The 15606-nt window shown below is 66.9% G+C and carries 12 protein-coding genes; 8 read left to right on the top strand and 4 right to left on the bottom strand.

The genetic code is table 11. The features are described from left to right. The first annotated feature begins 77 nt into the window (after positions 1–77). From EV648_RS04355 to EV648_RS04325, 7 genes are all read left to right on the top strand, one after another. Positions 78–1640 (top strand): pyridoxal-dependent decarboxylase, encoded by a 1563-nt coding sequence (locus tag EV648_RS04355; protein ID WP_132285259.1) that lies wholly within the window; start codon positions 78–80, stop codon positions 1638–1640. Between the two features lie 89 nt (positions 1641–1729). Further along, entirely contained in the window at positions 1730–3304 is a 1575-nt protein-coding gene (locus EV648_RS04350) for an IucA/IucC family siderophore biosynthesis protein (RefSeq protein WP_241994881.1), read from the top strand. Positions 3305–3390: 86 nt separating this feature from the next. Beyond that, positions 3391–3882 carry a GNAT family N-acetyltransferase gene (locus EV648_RS04345; RefSeq protein WP_132286612.1) on the top strand — a complete coding sequence of 164 codons (492 nt, stop codon included), beginning with the start codon at positions 3391–3393 and terminating at the stop codon, positions 3880–3882. Further along, positions 3879–5174, top strand: a complete 1296-nt coding sequence (locus EV648_RS04340; RefSeq protein WP_132285255.1) for a lysine N(6)-hydroxylase/L-ornithine N(5)-oxygenase family protein — start codon at positions 3879–3881, stop codon at positions 5172–5174. The genes EV648_RS04345 and EV648_RS04340 overlap by 4 nt, the downstream gene beginning before the upstream one ends. Further along, positions 5171–6913 carry an IucA/IucC family siderophore biosynthesis protein gene (locus EV648_RS04335; RefSeq protein WP_132285253.1) on the top strand — a complete coding sequence of 581 codons (1743 nt, stop codon included), beginning with the start codon at positions 5171–5173 and terminating at the stop codon, positions 6911–6913. Before EV648_RS04340 ends, EV648_RS04335 begins: the two co-directional genes overlap by 4 nt. A 184-nt stretch (positions 6914–7097) precedes the next feature. Beyond that, entirely contained in the window at positions 7098–7715 is a 618-nt protein-coding gene (locus EV648_RS04330) for a hypothetical protein (protein ID WP_132285251.1), read from the top strand. Between the two features lie 179 nt (positions 7716–7894). After that, positions 7895–8713: a hypothetical protein gene (locus tag EV648_RS04325; protein ID WP_132285249.1), complete on the top strand. Its 819-nt coding sequence runs from the start codon at positions 7895–7897 to the stop codon at positions 8711–8713. Here EV648_RS04325 and EV648_RS04320 read toward each other — a convergent pair. The 4 genes from EV648_RS04320 to EV648_RS04310 form a co-directional block, all read right to left on the bottom strand. Then, on the bottom strand, positions 8692–10263 hold the full coding sequence (locus EV648_RS04320; protein WP_132285247.1) for a PfkB family carbohydrate kinase: 1572 nt from the start codon (positions 10261–10263) through the stop codon (positions 8692–8694). The two genes, EV648_RS04325 and EV648_RS04320, sit on opposite strands and share 22 nt — an antisense overlap. 130 nt (positions 10264–10393) lie before the next feature. Beyond that, a complete protein-coding gene (locus EV648_RS42420) occupies positions 10394–10549 on the bottom strand; it encodes a hypothetical protein (RefSeq protein ID WP_158293896.1) in 156 nt (51 codons plus the stop codon). A gap of 272 nt (positions 10550–10821) precedes the next feature. Further along, positions 10822–12348, bottom strand: coding sequence for a PfkB family carbohydrate kinase (locus tag EV648_RS04315; protein ID WP_132285245.1), 1527 nt, complete (start codon positions 12346–12348; stop codon positions 10822–10824). Positions 12349–12448: 100 nt separating this feature from the next. After that, complete coding sequence (locus EV648_RS04310) at positions 12449–14290, bottom strand: SCO7613 C-terminal domain-containing membrane protein (protein ID WP_132285243.1); 1842 nt, start codon at positions 14288–14290, stop codon at positions 12449–12451. 539 nt (positions 14291–14829) lie between these two features. Here EV648_RS04310 and EV648_RS04305 point away from each other — a divergent pair. Further along, on the top strand, positions 14830–15498 hold the full coding sequence (locus EV648_RS04305; RefSeq protein WP_132285241.1) for a class I SAM-dependent methyltransferase: 669 nt from the start codon (positions 14830–14832) through the stop codon (positions 15496–15498). Positions 15499–15606 lie beyond the last annotated feature (108 nt).

The following is a 15606-nucleotide window of genomic DNA, read 5'->3' as shown; positions in this document are numbered from 1 at the left end:
TGAGCGGAGCCGAGCAGGTAAGTTAGGTCTGCCTTAGTAAGGCTTGCCTTACTCAACAACTTTCCCAGGAGAACTGGATGCCGCTGCCGGCGCGTCTTGTTGCGCTTAGCCCTCTGCCTGCCGATGCCTCCCTCAGTCCCTTCGGCCGCGATCAGCGGCTCGTCGAGGAGGACTCCTGTCCGCGCTGGCCGTTGGCGTCGACGGTGGCGGATCGCGACCGTGGCCCGCTGCCGGCCGGGCTGCCGACCGCGGTGCTGCAGCGGACTACGGAGATACTCGGCGCGGCACGGGTGCCGTCCACCGGTATCGGCGAGTCCGCGGCGCTCGACCTGATCGCAACTCTGCTGGACGAGTACGGCATCGACCTGAGCCACCCGCACGCCGCCGCCCACCTGCAGCCGCCGGTCCTCCAGGTCGCGGTCGACGCCGACGCGCTGGCCTCTGCGAGCAACGCCTCGATGGACACCTACGACTCCGGCCCCGCCACGCTGGCGATCGAGCAGTGGGTCGTGCGGTCTTTGGCGAGGCTGGCCGGCTTCGGCTCCGTCGCCGACGGAGTACTGACGCCCGGCGGCTCGATCTCCAACCTGCTGGCCGTGCTGATCGCGCGGGACAGCGCCGCCGCCGCGGTCGGGATCGACGTACGGCGTCACGGGCTGCACGGGCTCCAGAAGCCGGTGGTGTTCTGTTCCGAGTTGGCCCACTTCTCCGTGCAGCGAGCGTGTGCCGCGCTCGGCCTGGGGGAGGACGCCGCCGTCACGATCGCCTCCGACGACGACTTCCGGATGCGCCTGGACGTGCTCGCCGACGAGCTCGCCAAGCCCGGCCGTACTCCGATCGCCGTGGTGGCCACTGCCGGTACGACGGACTACGGCTCGATCGACCCGATCGAGGGGATCGCGGCGCTCGCGCGGCAGTACGGCGCCTGGGTGCACGTGGACGCGGCGTACGGGTTCGGCGCCCTGTTCTCCGACCGGCTGGCTCCGTTGGTCGTCGAGTTGCCGTGCGCGGACTCGGTGACGCTGGACCTGCACAAGATCGGCTGGCAGCCGGCCGCCACCAGCATGCTGCTGGTCGCCGACCGGAACCGGTTCGCCTCCTTCGGGCGGTCGGTGGACTACCTGAACCCCGCCGACGACATCGACTCCGGACTGGACGGGCTGCTCGGCCGCAGCCTGCAGACGACCCGTCGGCCGGACGCGGTGAAAGTCGCCACCACGCTGACCGCATACGGCCGGGCCGGACTGGGCCAGATGCTCGACACCTGTCACGAGCTTGCACACGCCGCCGCTGCCCGGGTCGTTGCCGACAGCAACCTCGAGTTGCTGGCGCCGGTGACCCTGACCACGGTGCTGTTCCGGGTCGCGGGGCGGGAGCCGGCGGCGGCCGAGCTGACCGATGACTGGCTCGACGCTGTCCAGGGTGAGGTCCGGCGCCGGTTGCTGACGTCGGGACGGGTGCTGATCGGCCGGACGAAGGTGCCGGCCCGCGGCGGCCGTCCGGCGGCGGTCGCGTTGAAGTTGACGCTGCTGAACCCGAATGCCACCGCGACGGACATCGAGGAACTGCTCGACCAGGTCGTGGCCACCGGTCACGACGTCCTGTCGGACCGGACGGCAAGCGGAGAAGGAGCGGCGTGACTTCACCAGGCTCAACGGCTGGACCTACCTCAGTGGCTGTCGAGGCACATCTGAACGCGATCCTAAGGTGCTACACCCGGGAGACCTCTGTGCCGGTCTCCGCCGGCCAGTTGTCCCTGACGGCCGGCGGCTCGACGGTGACGGCCGTCGTTCAGCACGCCTCGCGAACCGGTCTGCACTTGTTCACCGACGTACTGGTGGATGGAGTTGCGCCGGCGCCGGAGGAGTTGGTCCGGTTGCTGTCGGCCGATGCCGATCCGGCCGAGATCGAGGATCTCGTGGCCCGTACCGCGGAGTCGGTGCGGAACGTCGAGCTGTTCGTCGGCGACCAGGGTGAGCGAGGCCCTGGCCGCTTTCTCGAGGCCGAGCAGGCGTTGCTGTTCGGCCACCTGAACCACCCGGCTCCGAAGAGCCGGGACGGATTGAGCGGTGCCGAGCTCACGGCGTACTCGCCGGAGCTGGGAGGCCGTTTCGCGGTGCACTGGTTCGAGGTGGACGCTGAACTGGTCTCCTCGGACCAGGTGGCCGGCGCGCCATCACTGCAGGGACTGGACGCCCTGCAGCTGATGGCCGCGCTGGCCGGCATCACGCCCACTCCCGGGCGCGTGCTGATCCCCGCGCATCCGTGGCAGGCGGCGGACGTGGTCAAGCGGCCACGGGTCGCCGCACTGATCGCCGAGCGCCGGATGAAGCCGCTGGGGCCGCTCGGAGCCCGGTGGTACCCGACGTCGAGCCTGCGGACCGTCTACCACCCGGACCTGCCGGTGATGCTGAAGCTGTCGCTAGGGCTGCGCATCACGAACTCCCGGCGCGAGTCGACCCCGACGGAGCTCCGCCGCGGCCTGGAGATCAACCGGCTGCTCGATGCGGCGTACAACGCCGATACTGCGACCGCCCATCCGCGGTTCTCCATCGTGCGGGACCCGGCGTGGGTCGCGCTCGACGAGGGCGGGCCGACATCGACCGGGCTTGATGTGGCGGTCCGGGAGGTACCTGCCGGCGTCGACAGCTATGCGTGCCTCGCCGGGCTGGTAGCACCGCGGCCGGGCCAGCTCAGCCGGCTTGGCGCGGCCGTGGCAGGGCATGGCGAAGGTGGCGCGGCCGCGTGGGTAGCGGAGTACATAGACCAGGTGCTGGTTCCGATGCTCCACCTGTACGCCGAAACGGGGATCGGGCTGGAGGCGCATCAGCAGAACACGCTGGTCCGGCTCGACGACGACGGGCGGGTTGCTGGGGGTGCCTACCGGGACAACCAGGGGTACTACCTCGCATCGTCGTACCTGCGGGGTCTGCTGGCTGTCACAGGGCTAAGGGGCTCCACGCTGGCTGTGGTCGAGGACGCGATCGTCGACGACCGGCTGACGTACTACCTGCTCCATAACCAGGCTCTGGCGGTCGTCGGGTGTCTGGCGATGGACGGGCTCGCTGATGAGGGCACGCTGCTCTCTGTGGTCCGCGACCGGCTGTCGGAGGCGCTGCCGTCGCTGAAGGCGGCCGGGCCGGACGGGGATCGCCTGGCGCAGCGCTGGCTGTCCGCGGACCGGCTGCCCTGCAAGGCGAACATGATGACCCGGCTACGCGGGATCGACGAGGTGGTGGCGCCGCTGGACGCCCAGTCGGTCTATTTGGAGGTCCCGAACCCGCTCCAATTAGGTGCGCTGTGAGGTGCGAGGTCTCGGCAGTGTCGAATTCCTTGCCCACCCCACCACGGTCGTTGCACCTGGACGACGGCTTCGACCTTCGCCCGGCCATGCCTGCGGACGCGCCCGCTATCGCTGTGTGGATGAGGCAGCCGCACATCTGGCGGTGGTGGCAGCAAGACTGGGCGGTCGAGCGCTGGGTCGAGGTGCTCGAGGAGCAGGCCGCGGGCGAGCACTCGATCCCCTGCATGACCGCGCTCGACGGTGAGGATCTCGCGTACGTCGAGCTCTACCGGGTGCGGCACGACCGCCTCGCGGAGTACTACGCGTGCGAGGAGCACGACTGGGGCGTCCACATCGCCATCGGCGACACCACCCGGGTCGGCCGGGGGATCGGGCGCAGGTTGCTCCGGTCGCTCGCCGACGCGCTGCTGCGGGCCGATCCCCGCTGCGACCGGGTGGTCGCCGAACCGGACGTCGGCAACACCCCGTCGGTCCGCGCGTTCGCCGCGGCCGGCTTCGAACCCCAAGGGGAGCTACAGCTGCCCGAGAAAACCGCACTACTGATGGTCCGGACCCGGACTGTGGAGGCTGAGAGATGACTACCGTCCCTTACGACGTGATCGCGATCGGCTGTGGCCCGTTCAACCTGGGACTGGCCGCGCTGGCCGACAGCCTGGACGACGTGAACCTGGCGGTGCTGGACAGCCGGCCCGAGTTCACCTGGCATCGCGGGCTGATGTTCGACGACGCGATGCTGCAGGTTTCGTTCCTGGCGGACCTGGTCAGCCTGGTGGAGCCGGCGCATCCGCTGTCCTTCCTGTCGTACCTGCGGGACAACGACCGGCTGTACCAGTTCTACGTGCGGGAGAAGTTCCACCCGACCCGCCGCGAGTACGAGGCCTATCTGCGGTGGTGCGCGACGCAACTGGACTCCCTGCACTTCGGGCATCACGTGGCTGACGTGGTGTGGGACGGGGAGTTCTTCGTGCTGTCCGTCGAGCGTGGCGACCGGGTTGTGTCGTTGAAGGCCCGCCACTTGGTGCTCGGGGTCGGCACTGAGCCCGCGGTACCGGCTGCGCTGGCTGGGCTGCCTCCGGAGCGGTTCCTGCACTCCGCTGACTACCTGTTCCGGCGGGAGGATCTGCTGCGGGCCGGACGAGTCACTGTGGTCGGATCGGGCCAGTCCGGGGCCGAGTGCGCACTGGACTTGTTGAGGGCCAACGCCGCCGGTGGACCCGCCGTGAGCTGGTTGACCCGTACTCAGTCGTTCGCGCCGCTGGACTACTCCAAGTTGGTGCTGGAGATGACGACCCCGTCGTACGTCGACTACTTCCACGCACTGGAGGAGCCGGCGCGTGACCGGCTGGTCAAGGAGCAGTGGCGGCACTATAAGGGCATCTCCTCGGACACGCTGGAGGAGATCCACGACGTGCTCTACCAGCGCGACCTCAACGCCTCGCCGATGGCCTCGGTCGACCTGCAGTGCGCTGTCGCCGTGGAGGCTGCTGTAGCCCGTGCAGACGGCATCGAGCTGACCCTGCGCCATACGGACAGCGGTCGCACTTTCGAGCACCTCTGCGACGCCGTAGTAGCCGCCACTGGATACAGCAACCGCCCGCTGCCCTTCCTGAAGTCGGTAGACCCGCTTGTACGCCGAGACGCCGCCGGGCGCTGGGTGATCAACAGGGACCACAGTGTCGGCGTCTCCGACGATGCACTGGGCGGCCGGCTCTTCGTGGCGAACGCGGACCTGCACAGCCACGGCGTAGCGGCCCCCGACCTCGGTATCGGGGCGATCCGCAACGCGACGATCCTCAACGCCGTCGCCGGGCGGGAGATCTTCCGGCTGCCCAAGTCCACCGCCTTTACCAGCTTCTCCCTCCCCCGATGAGCTGGACCCGTTGCTCCTCGGAGCTGCTTGCCAAGCTGATCTCGCAGCTCTGCACCGAGGACCTGCTACATCCTGTCGACGGTGTTCTGGAGCTCGGTGCTGCGACCTACACCTTCTCGTCCATCCGTGGCGCCTTCGGCAGCTGGCGAGTCGACCCAGCCTCGGTACGCCGTACCGCTGCGGGCATCCTCGGCAACGACGAGAGCGAGGTGGCCACGGACCCGGTGCAGTTCTTGGTGGACGCGACCGGCGTATTGGGGCTGTCTGGTCAGACGGTGGCGGGCTATGTCGCCGAACTGTCGAGCACGCTGGCTGCCGACGTGCGGATGGCCTCGAGAGCTCTGCCGAATGCGGAGCTGCTCAAGCTTCACCACAGCGAGCTTGAAGGTCACCTGACTGGTCATCCGTTGCTGGTGGCCAACAAGGGGCGCCTGGGGTTCTCGGCGGCTGACAGCCTGCGCTACACCCCGGAGGCCCGGACGCCGCTTCGCCTTGTCTGGTTGGCCGTACGCCGCGGCCTCGCCGAGTTCCGCGGTACGCCGGACCTGTCGGAGCACGCGGTCGTCGGTCGCGAACTGGCTGCTGCTTTTGAGGACTTCCGGAGCCGGTTGGTCGATCCCGACTCGTATGTCTGGTTGCCGTGTCACCCGTGGCAGCTCGACCATGTAGTGGGGACGCAGTGGGCTCGTGAGCTGGCCACTGGGGAGATCGTGGTGCTGGGGGAGGGGCCGGACGACTACCTGCCGACGCAGTCGATCCGGACGATGGTGAACGTCTCGCAGCCGCTGCGGTACCAGGTGAAGCTGCCACTGAAGATCCTGAACACCTCCGTCTATCGCGGCATCCCCGAACACTGCACTCTGGCCGCACCGATGGTCACCCAGTGGCTGCGCGGCCTCTGGTACCGCGACGAGGTATTCGGCCGGCTCGGCACGGAACTCCTGGGCGAGGTCGCCTCCGTGACCGTGCGATATCCCCAGCTGTCCTCAGCGCCCGGAATCCCTTACCAGTGGACCGAAACCCTCGGCTGCATCTGGCGAGACCCCCTGGACCCGCGGCTCCGACCCGGTGAGTCGGCCTCGCCCCTGGCCGCAGTACTGCACCGCGACAACGCCGGCGAACCCCTGGTCGCAGCCATGATCGCCCGCACAGGTGTAGACGCCTCCGTCTGGATCGGCGACCTCCTAGCCACACTCCTGCGTCCCCTGCTCCACCTCATGCACCACTACGGCATCACCGTGAACCCCCACGGCGAAAACGTGGCCATCATCTGCGGCCCCTCGGGCCTCCCCGCACGCCTAGTTGTCCAAGACCTCGTCGACGACATCAATGTCTCCACCACCCCCATAGAAGCCCGCGGCATAGAGCCGGACTCCCACACCCGAGTCCTCCCCCGAAAACCCTGGCACATCCTCCACCAATACCTGGTCGTCGCCCTCCTGCTCGGCGTCTTGAACCCCCTCGCCGACACCTTGTCCGATTCAGGGTTAGTTGCTCCTGACAAACTCTGGGCCATGGTCCGTGGCGAGATAGAGCTCTACGCCGACACCAACCCCCAATACGCCGACCGCCTGGCCGCCACCGGCCTCCTCGACGAAACCTTTGCCCGTTACCCGCTGAACGGCTACAGGCTGACCCTCGGGTATGCCGATCTCAGCATCCGGCCACCGATCCCGGTTACAGGCCGGATGCCAAACCCACTCCATTTCGTCGCCGGATCTCCTCGCGTCCGTAACTGACACTTGGTCGCTTTCGTAACCGTTATCCCTTAGTGTCGTTACTCACAGTGCGACAAGGGCGCCTCGGGTAAGCCCTCGGCTCCAACTCGATTCAACCTCTGGACTGCCAGGTGCGGACGGGAGTAGCGTGCCCGCTTTCGGGGATGTGTTTCTCAGGGGCGGGATCCGATGCCGAAGGCAATGGGTGGCGCCTGCCCTTGATCCGTGTGCCAGCTATCGCATCTCACCGGGAGAACCGTTGTCGGTAACCGAAACCTCCGCGCCTGCCGACATCGAGACCACGCTGCGCGAGAAGATCCTGGCCATGCCGTCGTCCACGCTGGACGAGTATCGAGAGCGGCTGGAGACGAAGGGCTGGTCGCCCGACACGATGCACCGCGATTTCCGCGCGCAGTGTCCGGTGGACGCGGCCCCGTCCCATGGTCAATGTGGTGTCAGTTCGTTCTGGCTGATCGAGAAACTGCAGGTAGATCACGGTCTTGAGGCCGCTTACTGCTACGGAGATGTTCTCTCGGCCGAGGACCGATCGCCGATCGTAGCCCGGCATTGCTGGGTCGAGGTCGGGGGCGCCGACGACCCGGATCGGGTGATCGTCGACGTGACCTGGGACCAGGTGCGAGGGCTGAACCGTGCCTCCGTGCTCCGGGAGCCGCACGCCGACCTGATGACCCACGAGTCGATCGACTATGCGGCGCGCATCCGTCTGTCCCGGGATGAGTTGAGCACCGATCCGAGCTTTTGGGATCGCTTCATCCTCCTGAAGGAAGCTCTTCGCGAAGACGTCTCTGATCTGTCCACCTAAGCGTAAGAACCTGCGCTTGCCCGCCGAGTGTTCGGCCGCGGGGCAGACAGGAGCCATCGAGCTTGAACCCCAGCATCACGCCTGTCGGCCATGTCCAAGACATGCCGAAGGCGCCGTCTCAGCTATCCCTCGAAGAGTGCCGCAGGTCTGATTCGCACTTCGTCGCCATGGTGGCCGAGGTGGCGGTCAGACATGACGTCGAGCCGCGCGCGCTCGCGGTTCGGACGTTGCTGCAGTTGCCCCGCGTGGCCAAGTTCAACGGTCAGATCAATCGAAGACTGGTCGAGACCGAGTTGCGACGCTCGGCCGAGGGACTTCGCATCGACCAGAGGGCGATCCGGGAACTGATCCCGACGGACAAGTTCGCCCTGAGGGATCTGCGATTCGTTGAGCTCGAGGCGCCGGTTGCCGAGGCGATCTTCAGCCGGCTGCACTACCTACGCAACGCGAGGTCGGGCTCGCTGAACTATGCGCTCGTCGATCCGATCCACGGACTGCCGGTGACCATGTGCAGCGTTTCACCACTCGAGTGGAAGCGGGTCGCGCGTCAGGTCGAGACACAGTTCGGCGTCCCACAGGCCAATGTCTGGGACGTCTCCAGGGTGTACTCCTTCGACGTAGCGCCTCCCAACGCGATCTCTTCTCTGCTGGCCAAGGTACGTACGGCCATCCGGCAACTGGATGCCCAGGTCGACCTGCTGAGCACCGCCGTCGACCCGAATCTCGGCTTTCACGGCTCCAGCTACCGGGCGGCGAACTGGCAACTCTGGATGTCGATCCAGGCGCGGCCTTACCTGTATGTGGACCGCGTCTACGCGAGCCCAAGACAGTTGCTTCAGCGATTCGAAACCGCCAACCTCGCCGAGTTGGCGGCCCGTCATGGTGCGGTGGTCGAACAGAGCCGCGCCCGGCTCCTGGATTCGCTGATCTTCTGCTGCCGGGTCCGCCGAGAGACCGAGCAGGTGGCACCGGACGATCAGCGCAGGCTTCGCCGCTGAGCCGCCGTCTGCGGATCGACGCGAAAGGCTGAGCGCTCGAGCAAGGTCTCCACCCGGCGGCGGTCAGGCAGCGAGTTCGACAGAGGGAAGTCGGCGACCGTGCAGGACATAGCGGCGGTCGCCCAGAGAGCGACGTTGCCGTTGAAAGCGCGGTCGTTGTCGATGAGCGCTGTGGCGAGTGCGGCGCAGAAGGCGTCCCGGGCAGCCGAGGACTCCTTGTAGATCGCCGGGAACGCGGGCACGCTGATGGTGTCGTGGGCAGTCTCTGAGTAGATCGTGCATCCTCCGCCGACCACCAGACACAAGGTCTCGACTCCGTTGGACAGCAGATGTCTTGCGACAGGGTCCGGGTCGAAGTTCCGCAGACGTGGCGGCGCGTAAGGCCCTAGTTCCCACGCGTGGGCCACCAGATAGTTGATCCGTGCCAGCGAGGACGGCGAGATACCTGTCCCGGGATAGGGCTGACCAGGCGTGACGATCGTGATCGGCGCTGACTTGGGATCATCGCGGGCGAGGGTGAGCGTTCGCTCCGCGATCTCCCGCGGTACCTCGAAGGTGAGCAGGATCGCGTCACAGGCGGTCAGGACCGGCGCGAGCGCCTCCAGGTCCCTGGCATCGAGCGACACCTGCGAGTCGTTGCGCCAGTTCGCCGCGATGCTGTCGCCCAGTTCCATCTCGAAGACGCCCGTGAAGGGTGTCCGCGCGCCGGCCACCACCTTGATCAAAGACGTGTCAACGCCTTCGCGACAAAGGTGCTCAAGGATTTCGTGGCCGAACCTGTCGTCGGCCACTGCCGCGACGAGGGACACTTCCAGCCCGAGGCGGGCGGCTGCAACCGCCTGGGTGAGTCCCTTGCCGCCTGGTGACAGCTCGAAGCCGTGAGCCTCGCTGGAGGTCTCGGGAGCAGGCAAGGCCCTGGTGCGAAAGGTGGCGTCCATGACGGCGCCGCCTACCACGATCAGTTTGCCTGGGGCCTTCGAGGACGCACACTCTGCCGGTCGCGACTCATCCCGAGACACAGCAGCAGTCCGGGAACCGACCGAATACACCTCACGGCGAATCAGTTGCTGTGCGAGCTCTCGTAGCGCTGCGCTTTCCAGACCGCTCGGCAGGCCGCGAGTGGTTGGGCGAGGATCCGCGACCGCGGCCAACGCGCGGTGCAGCAGGTCCCAGTTGGCGACCAGCGCCCTGCGCCGGATCGTCAATGACCTTGCGGACAGATCCTGGATCAAATCGGCGGACACACCTGCCGCCGCATACGTCGGCGAGCACACGCCAAGCGCGAGGATCGCGTCCGCTACGAGTTGCCGGCTGCCACTCATCTCGTCACGGATGCACTCGGTCACGACCGTGATCGCCGCAGCAGGGCCTCCTGACCGGTCGATGCTCGCACGCCGTTTCGTCGCTGACAGCCCGAGCAGTCGCGCCCCTTCCTCGCTCTGATCTCCCTGTAACCGGGCGAGGGTGAGGCCTTCGCGCCGGCGGAACTTCTCCAGTGCCTGCGTCAACGCTGGCAGGTCGGGTGAATCGGCTCCGTTGCGATTGGTCATTGCTCCTCGTTCTCGCGATGTCAGGGGATCCGGGGGCGGGTCTCGGTATGGACGAAGCGGTTGAGGCGGGGAGTCGGACGTCCGCCGATGGGCTTGTCGTGGCGGACGTCCGACTGTGCCGGTCCGACGATCAGGTCGGGATGTTGCTGGCGACGCTGTAGAGGCCGAAGCAGAAGACGGTGACGAGGGCAAGAAGCATCAGGATGAGGATCTGCTTCCAAAACGAGATCATCAAGACAGCTGCGGTCACCATCAGAATCAGCACCAGTGCGTCATTGGCGGCCATGGGGATCCCCTCGCTTCCATTGCTCACATCAGAAGATTCCTTGCTTTCTGGACGATGTGCGTTAGATTGTTCTCTGGCCATCGCCTTGCTGTGTTGTTGATCTCAGTGAACAGCACGGCAATTGGGTGTCAATGAGGTTTTTTGGTCGCCGCGCGGTGCCGTAGCCCCTGCCATTCCACTGGGCGGATCAGTCGGGAATCCGGTTGCCAGCCAATTGCGCTGCCAATTGGCACGTCCGGCTGCCAATTGGCGGGGTTAGTGCGGGCTCCGAGTCAGCGTGCCTTCTTGGTCAGTCTGAGCTTGCGCTCGATGCGGTCGCGGTCCGGCATGGAGGTGGAGCGTGAGTAGTCCTCGGCGGCGCAGGCCATCGCAGCGGTGACCCATCTGGCAACGGCCGGCGTGAAAGACTTGCCCTCGGCCAGTTTGGCAGCGAGGGCTGCGCAGAACGCGTCGCGCGTGGTCGACGACTCCTTGAAGTGTGAGGTGAGCGTCGGCAGCCGTTTCGGCTCCGCGGTCTGGGAATAGACGGTGCCGCCGCCGTTGCCGAGGAGGCAGACGTGCTTCACACCGCGATGAAGCAGATTCTCACTCACTCGGTCGGGATCGAAGCGCTCGTCCGTCGACGGAGTGAGCTTCTCCAGTTCCCAGGTGTGCGCCACCAAGTAGTCGATCTGGGCCAGAGCCTGCCTGGCTAGTCCTCCATCCGGATAAGGCTGTCCCGGGGTGACGATGACGGCCGGCCCGGTGCGCCGTCCGGTCCGGGTCAGATCCAGCGTCCGCTCCAAGGTCTCCCGAGGAGTCTCGAAACTCGCCAGCAGAATGTCGCACTCACCGATCTGGCGCGAGCGGTCGTCGACATCCCGGACGGTGAGGTTGATCTGCTGCTCGTTGCGCCAGTATGCCGCGATACTGTCGCCCAGCGGCAGTTCGAAGACCCCCGTGACCGGAGTGCGGGCATTGGGGACCATTTTCAACAGGCTCGTGTCGACGTTGTGGGATCGCAGGTGCTGAACGATCTCCTGCCCGAACTGATCGTCCGCGACGGCCGCCACCAACGCGACGTCGAGCCCGAGTCGGGCCGCGGCCACCGCCTGGCTGAGACCCTTGCCTCCCGGCGCCAGCAAGAACTCCTGTGCCGGAGTGGATGTCTCGTACTGAGGGATGAGCCTGGTGCGGAAGATCGCGTCGATCACGGCTGCTCCGACCGCTATCACGCGGCCGCCAGGGGGTATCGATGGGTCGTTCGCAGCCGCGGCGGTCGTTTCTGCCCCGGGAACCGTTTCCGGAACGCTCGAGGCGGTTTCGAGGGCTATCAGCCGGCGAGCAAGGTCTCGCAGTACCTCTGGCTCGACGGATCCTCGAAGGGTGCGGTCGCTTGGCGGGTCGGTGGCTGGCGCGCCGAGCGCCAGATGCAGCCGGCGCCAATGAGTCAGCAACGAGGCCCGGCGCTTGCCGAGCGCGTCTGACCGCAAGGAATAGAGAATCCTTTCGTCGAGGTGATCCTGTAGGTACTGGTCTCTCAGGACACCTAGACCCAACACGGCATCGGCAACGATCCGGTGCGTCATATCGGGCATTTCCGCGACACAAAGGGAGATGATCTGCAACGCGGCATCGGCCGGATCGATGCTCTGCAAAACGGCTGTTTGTTGAATCGCGCCGATCCGGAGCAGCGGGCCGGCCTCTTCGCCTGGGCGCCGCAGCCTGGCATGTGTGATTCCGTCGCGGGCGCGCATCTTCTCCAGCGCATGCATCACGACGACAGCATCGGATGAATCCCATTCGTCGCGGTTGGCCATTCGCCCCCCGGTGCGCGTTCGCTGTAGAGACCATTATGCGGGAGAACTGAGTGCTGTGACAGGTTTCGGAGTGGCGTACTCCGATGGTCGGCGCTCTGGGTCAGTGGAGGGCGGTGATCCAGCGGGCGGCTTGTTTGGCGTTTTGGAGGCGGCGTTCGTAGGTGGCGCCTACGGTCAGGAGGATTAGGCCGGCGGTGGCGAGGGTGATCCAGCGGGGGATCAGGGGGGCTACCTCCAGGAGTTGCCAGAGGGCGATTTTCAGGAGGACTGCCGCGCCGATGATGAAGGGGGATTGGAGGGTGTAGCGGACGCCGATCAGGATGATCGTGACTGCGGTGGCTACTACGAAGGTGGTGCGGAGGTAGTCCTCGTTGCTGTTGGCAACTAAGGCGGAGGGGACCAGGCCGAGGAGGAGGCCGGGACCTAGGTAGACCCAGCTGGGTTGGTCGCGCCAGCCTAGGAGACCGATGGCCAGGAGGATGAGGGCCGGGGGGACGGTGTACCACTCGATGGTGGTGGAGGCGGCGCCGAGGACGAACGCGGTGTTCGCGAGGATCAGGAGCAGGGCGGCGAGCAGTAGAGCGTTGCGACGGGCTGGGCGCATGCCGTAGGCGACCAAGGGGGCCGCGGCGATGGTGAGGACGATGCCCGTGCCCGTGGTGGGGAACTCCAGCAGCATGAGGAGCTCTGCGAGGGTGACGGCTGAGGCGGCCGGGCCGAGGAGGGCGCGCTCCAGTGGTCGGCCGACGTGCAGGCAGGCGAGGGCGATGGTGAAGCCGCCGACTACTGCGAGGGTGATCGCACTCGTCCAGGTGCTGATGAGGCCGTCGGCCAGGACCAGCAGGATCGCCAGTTGGGTCGCGAGGCTTGCGGTGATGGCTGCGGTCGGGGCGGGCAGCCGCTTGCGCCAGACAGCGAGTAGTGACAGGGCGGCGGTGATGGCGGAGATCAGACCCAGTTGCCGAAGGTCTTCGAGGGCCAGGCAGGTTAGAAGGTTGACTGAGGCAACAACCAGCGTGGCGGTCTCCAGTACAGGCGTGAGAACGCCGGTACGTCGGGGTCGCAGGAGTGCGGCGATTGCCAGCAGTGTCGCGGCGCCGGTGGTCAGCCAACGACCGGCGGCGGGAAGCTGAGGCAAGCAGGTGGCGACGGTGAACGCGGCGGCCGCGACGCAGAGGCACTCGCCGAAGGCGGGCGGGAGCGAAAGGGGGAGCGTGACCTTGCGGAGCAGGCCGACTCCGGTCAGGGCGGCGAAACAGACCACTCCAGTCGTGGCGAGCACCGGAGAGAGCGCTGTCGTGGATCCGCCGATGATGTCGTCGAAGGAGGGACGGTCGCTGGGGGAGTGGATCGCGATCAGGCTGAGGAGGACCCGGACCGAGCCGATGCCGAGCAGGGCGGAGTAGACGAGACCCGCGCAGATCGAGCCGGTGATCCGGATGACGCGGGTTCCCTTGGCTGACCAGAGCACCGTGATCACGACCTGTGCGAGCAGGCCGAGCAGGTACGGAGCGAGGTCGACGCGGTCGGCCAGGATCAGCGGCAGCGGGAGTTGACCGACGATCACGGCGGCGACACCGAACGTGATCACCTTGGGTGCGAACCGTGACATCAGGAGGTTGATTGCGGCAACCACCGCGGCGGCGAGACCGGCGTACGTGAGGCCGTCGATCGCGCTGGGCGGGATCAGGCCGAGTTCGCGGACGCCGTACAGGTCGACGGTGAGGAGGCCGCACCCGAGGATGGCGAAGGCTTCGGCGGTGCCGTTGAGCCGGCGGCGGCTGGCGGGAACGGCGCCGGCCAAGGCGATCGCGGCGAGGGTGGCGATGATCGACGCCTGGACCGCGACAGGGAGGCTGTCCCAGGTCACGGCCAGGAAGGTGACGCCGGCGGCCAGCAGGAGGAGTACGCCGAGGCTCAGAAGCGTTGCTTGCGGGCTCAACCGGTGTCGTGGTCTGCGCGGCTTCGGAGGTTCAGGCGGTAAGCGACGAGCCTGGGGCAGCGAAGGCATAGGCAGCATCGGGGCCTGCGGGTCTGGCTGTACTCCGCGAGGGGGCGGCGCGGAATAGGCGGCGGGTGCCACAGGGTGCAACGGCGGAGCAGTGGATCCCGGCGATGCCAAAGGAGGAGCCGGGCTTGGTGGCGGAGGGTAAGCAGTGGGCACCGTCACCGGACGCGGGGTCGCGACCGGACCCGGGCGTACGAGCGGATGCGGCGCGACCGGAGGTGGGGCAGGTGAAGCCTGCAGAGGAGGTGAAGGGGATGGTGTGGCGTCGAGGTCGACGGCGAGATGGAGCAGGGTCTGGCAGGCGGGGCAACGGAAGGTGGGTGAGTCGGCGTTCATCCTTCGTCCTCCTCAGGGTCCCTTTCACTATCGAAGGAGGAACGAGCTGCCGCCTGAGTACGTCTACTCAAATCGTCGCGTAGGCTGCTGCGGGTCTGCCGGTCGTCCAGACCGGCGAGGCGAACACGGGGAGCAGGATGAAGACTGGATACGTCGAGCTCGCAAGGGCTCAGCAAGAGCGATGGCAGACGGCCTACGAGCAGAATCCGAGCCTGCACGGGCCGGAACCCTCGACAGCGGCCCGCTGGACCGCCGAGCTGTTCGGTGCCGCAGGCATCGATGACGTGCTGGAACTCGGCGCCGGCCAGGGGCGAGATGCGCTCTACCTTGCCCGGCAGGGATTCAGCGTGCACGCCACGGATTTCAGCGAGGCGGCCCTGCACCAGCTCCGCCTGGACGCGCAGCGTGACGGCCTGGACGACCGGGTGACGGCGGCGCTGCACGACGTCCGGGATCCATTGCCCCCCGCGGACGCTACTGTCGGCGCGGTGTACGCGAATGTCCTGCTGAACATGGCCTTCTCCCGGGCGGAGCTGCGTTCGCTGGTGAACGAGATCCGCCGGGTACTGCGGCCGGGTGGGCTGTTCGTGTACACAGTCTGGTCCACCGAGGACCGGGGTTACGGGAAATGCAGCGCTATCGGCGACGGGTTGTATGCGAAGGACGGCTTCGCCGGCCGGTTCTTCGATCTCGACCTGGTGCACGAACTCGCCGACCGCTGGGAACTGCGCGGCGCCGACGCCTACACCGAGGACCCGCATACAATGTGGCGAGTGACCCAGGCGAAACCGCACCCGGTGAGCTGAAGTCCGGTCCAGCTACGGCGTGCCGTGTTGCGGTGTGGTCACCAAAGCGAAAAGTTGCATTGACTCCTCCGTCCGGTTCCGACAGGCTCGGTCCGCGTCTCACCTTCG

Source organism: Kribbella sp. VKM Ac-2568, assembly GCF_004345365.1.
Taxonomy (GTDB): Bacteria; Actinomycetota; Actinomycetes; order Propionibacteriales; family Kribbellaceae; genus Kribbella; species Kribbella orskensis.
The sequence above is the reverse complement of the archived record's forward strand: the minus strand, read 5'-3'. Positions and strand labels throughout refer to the sequence as shown.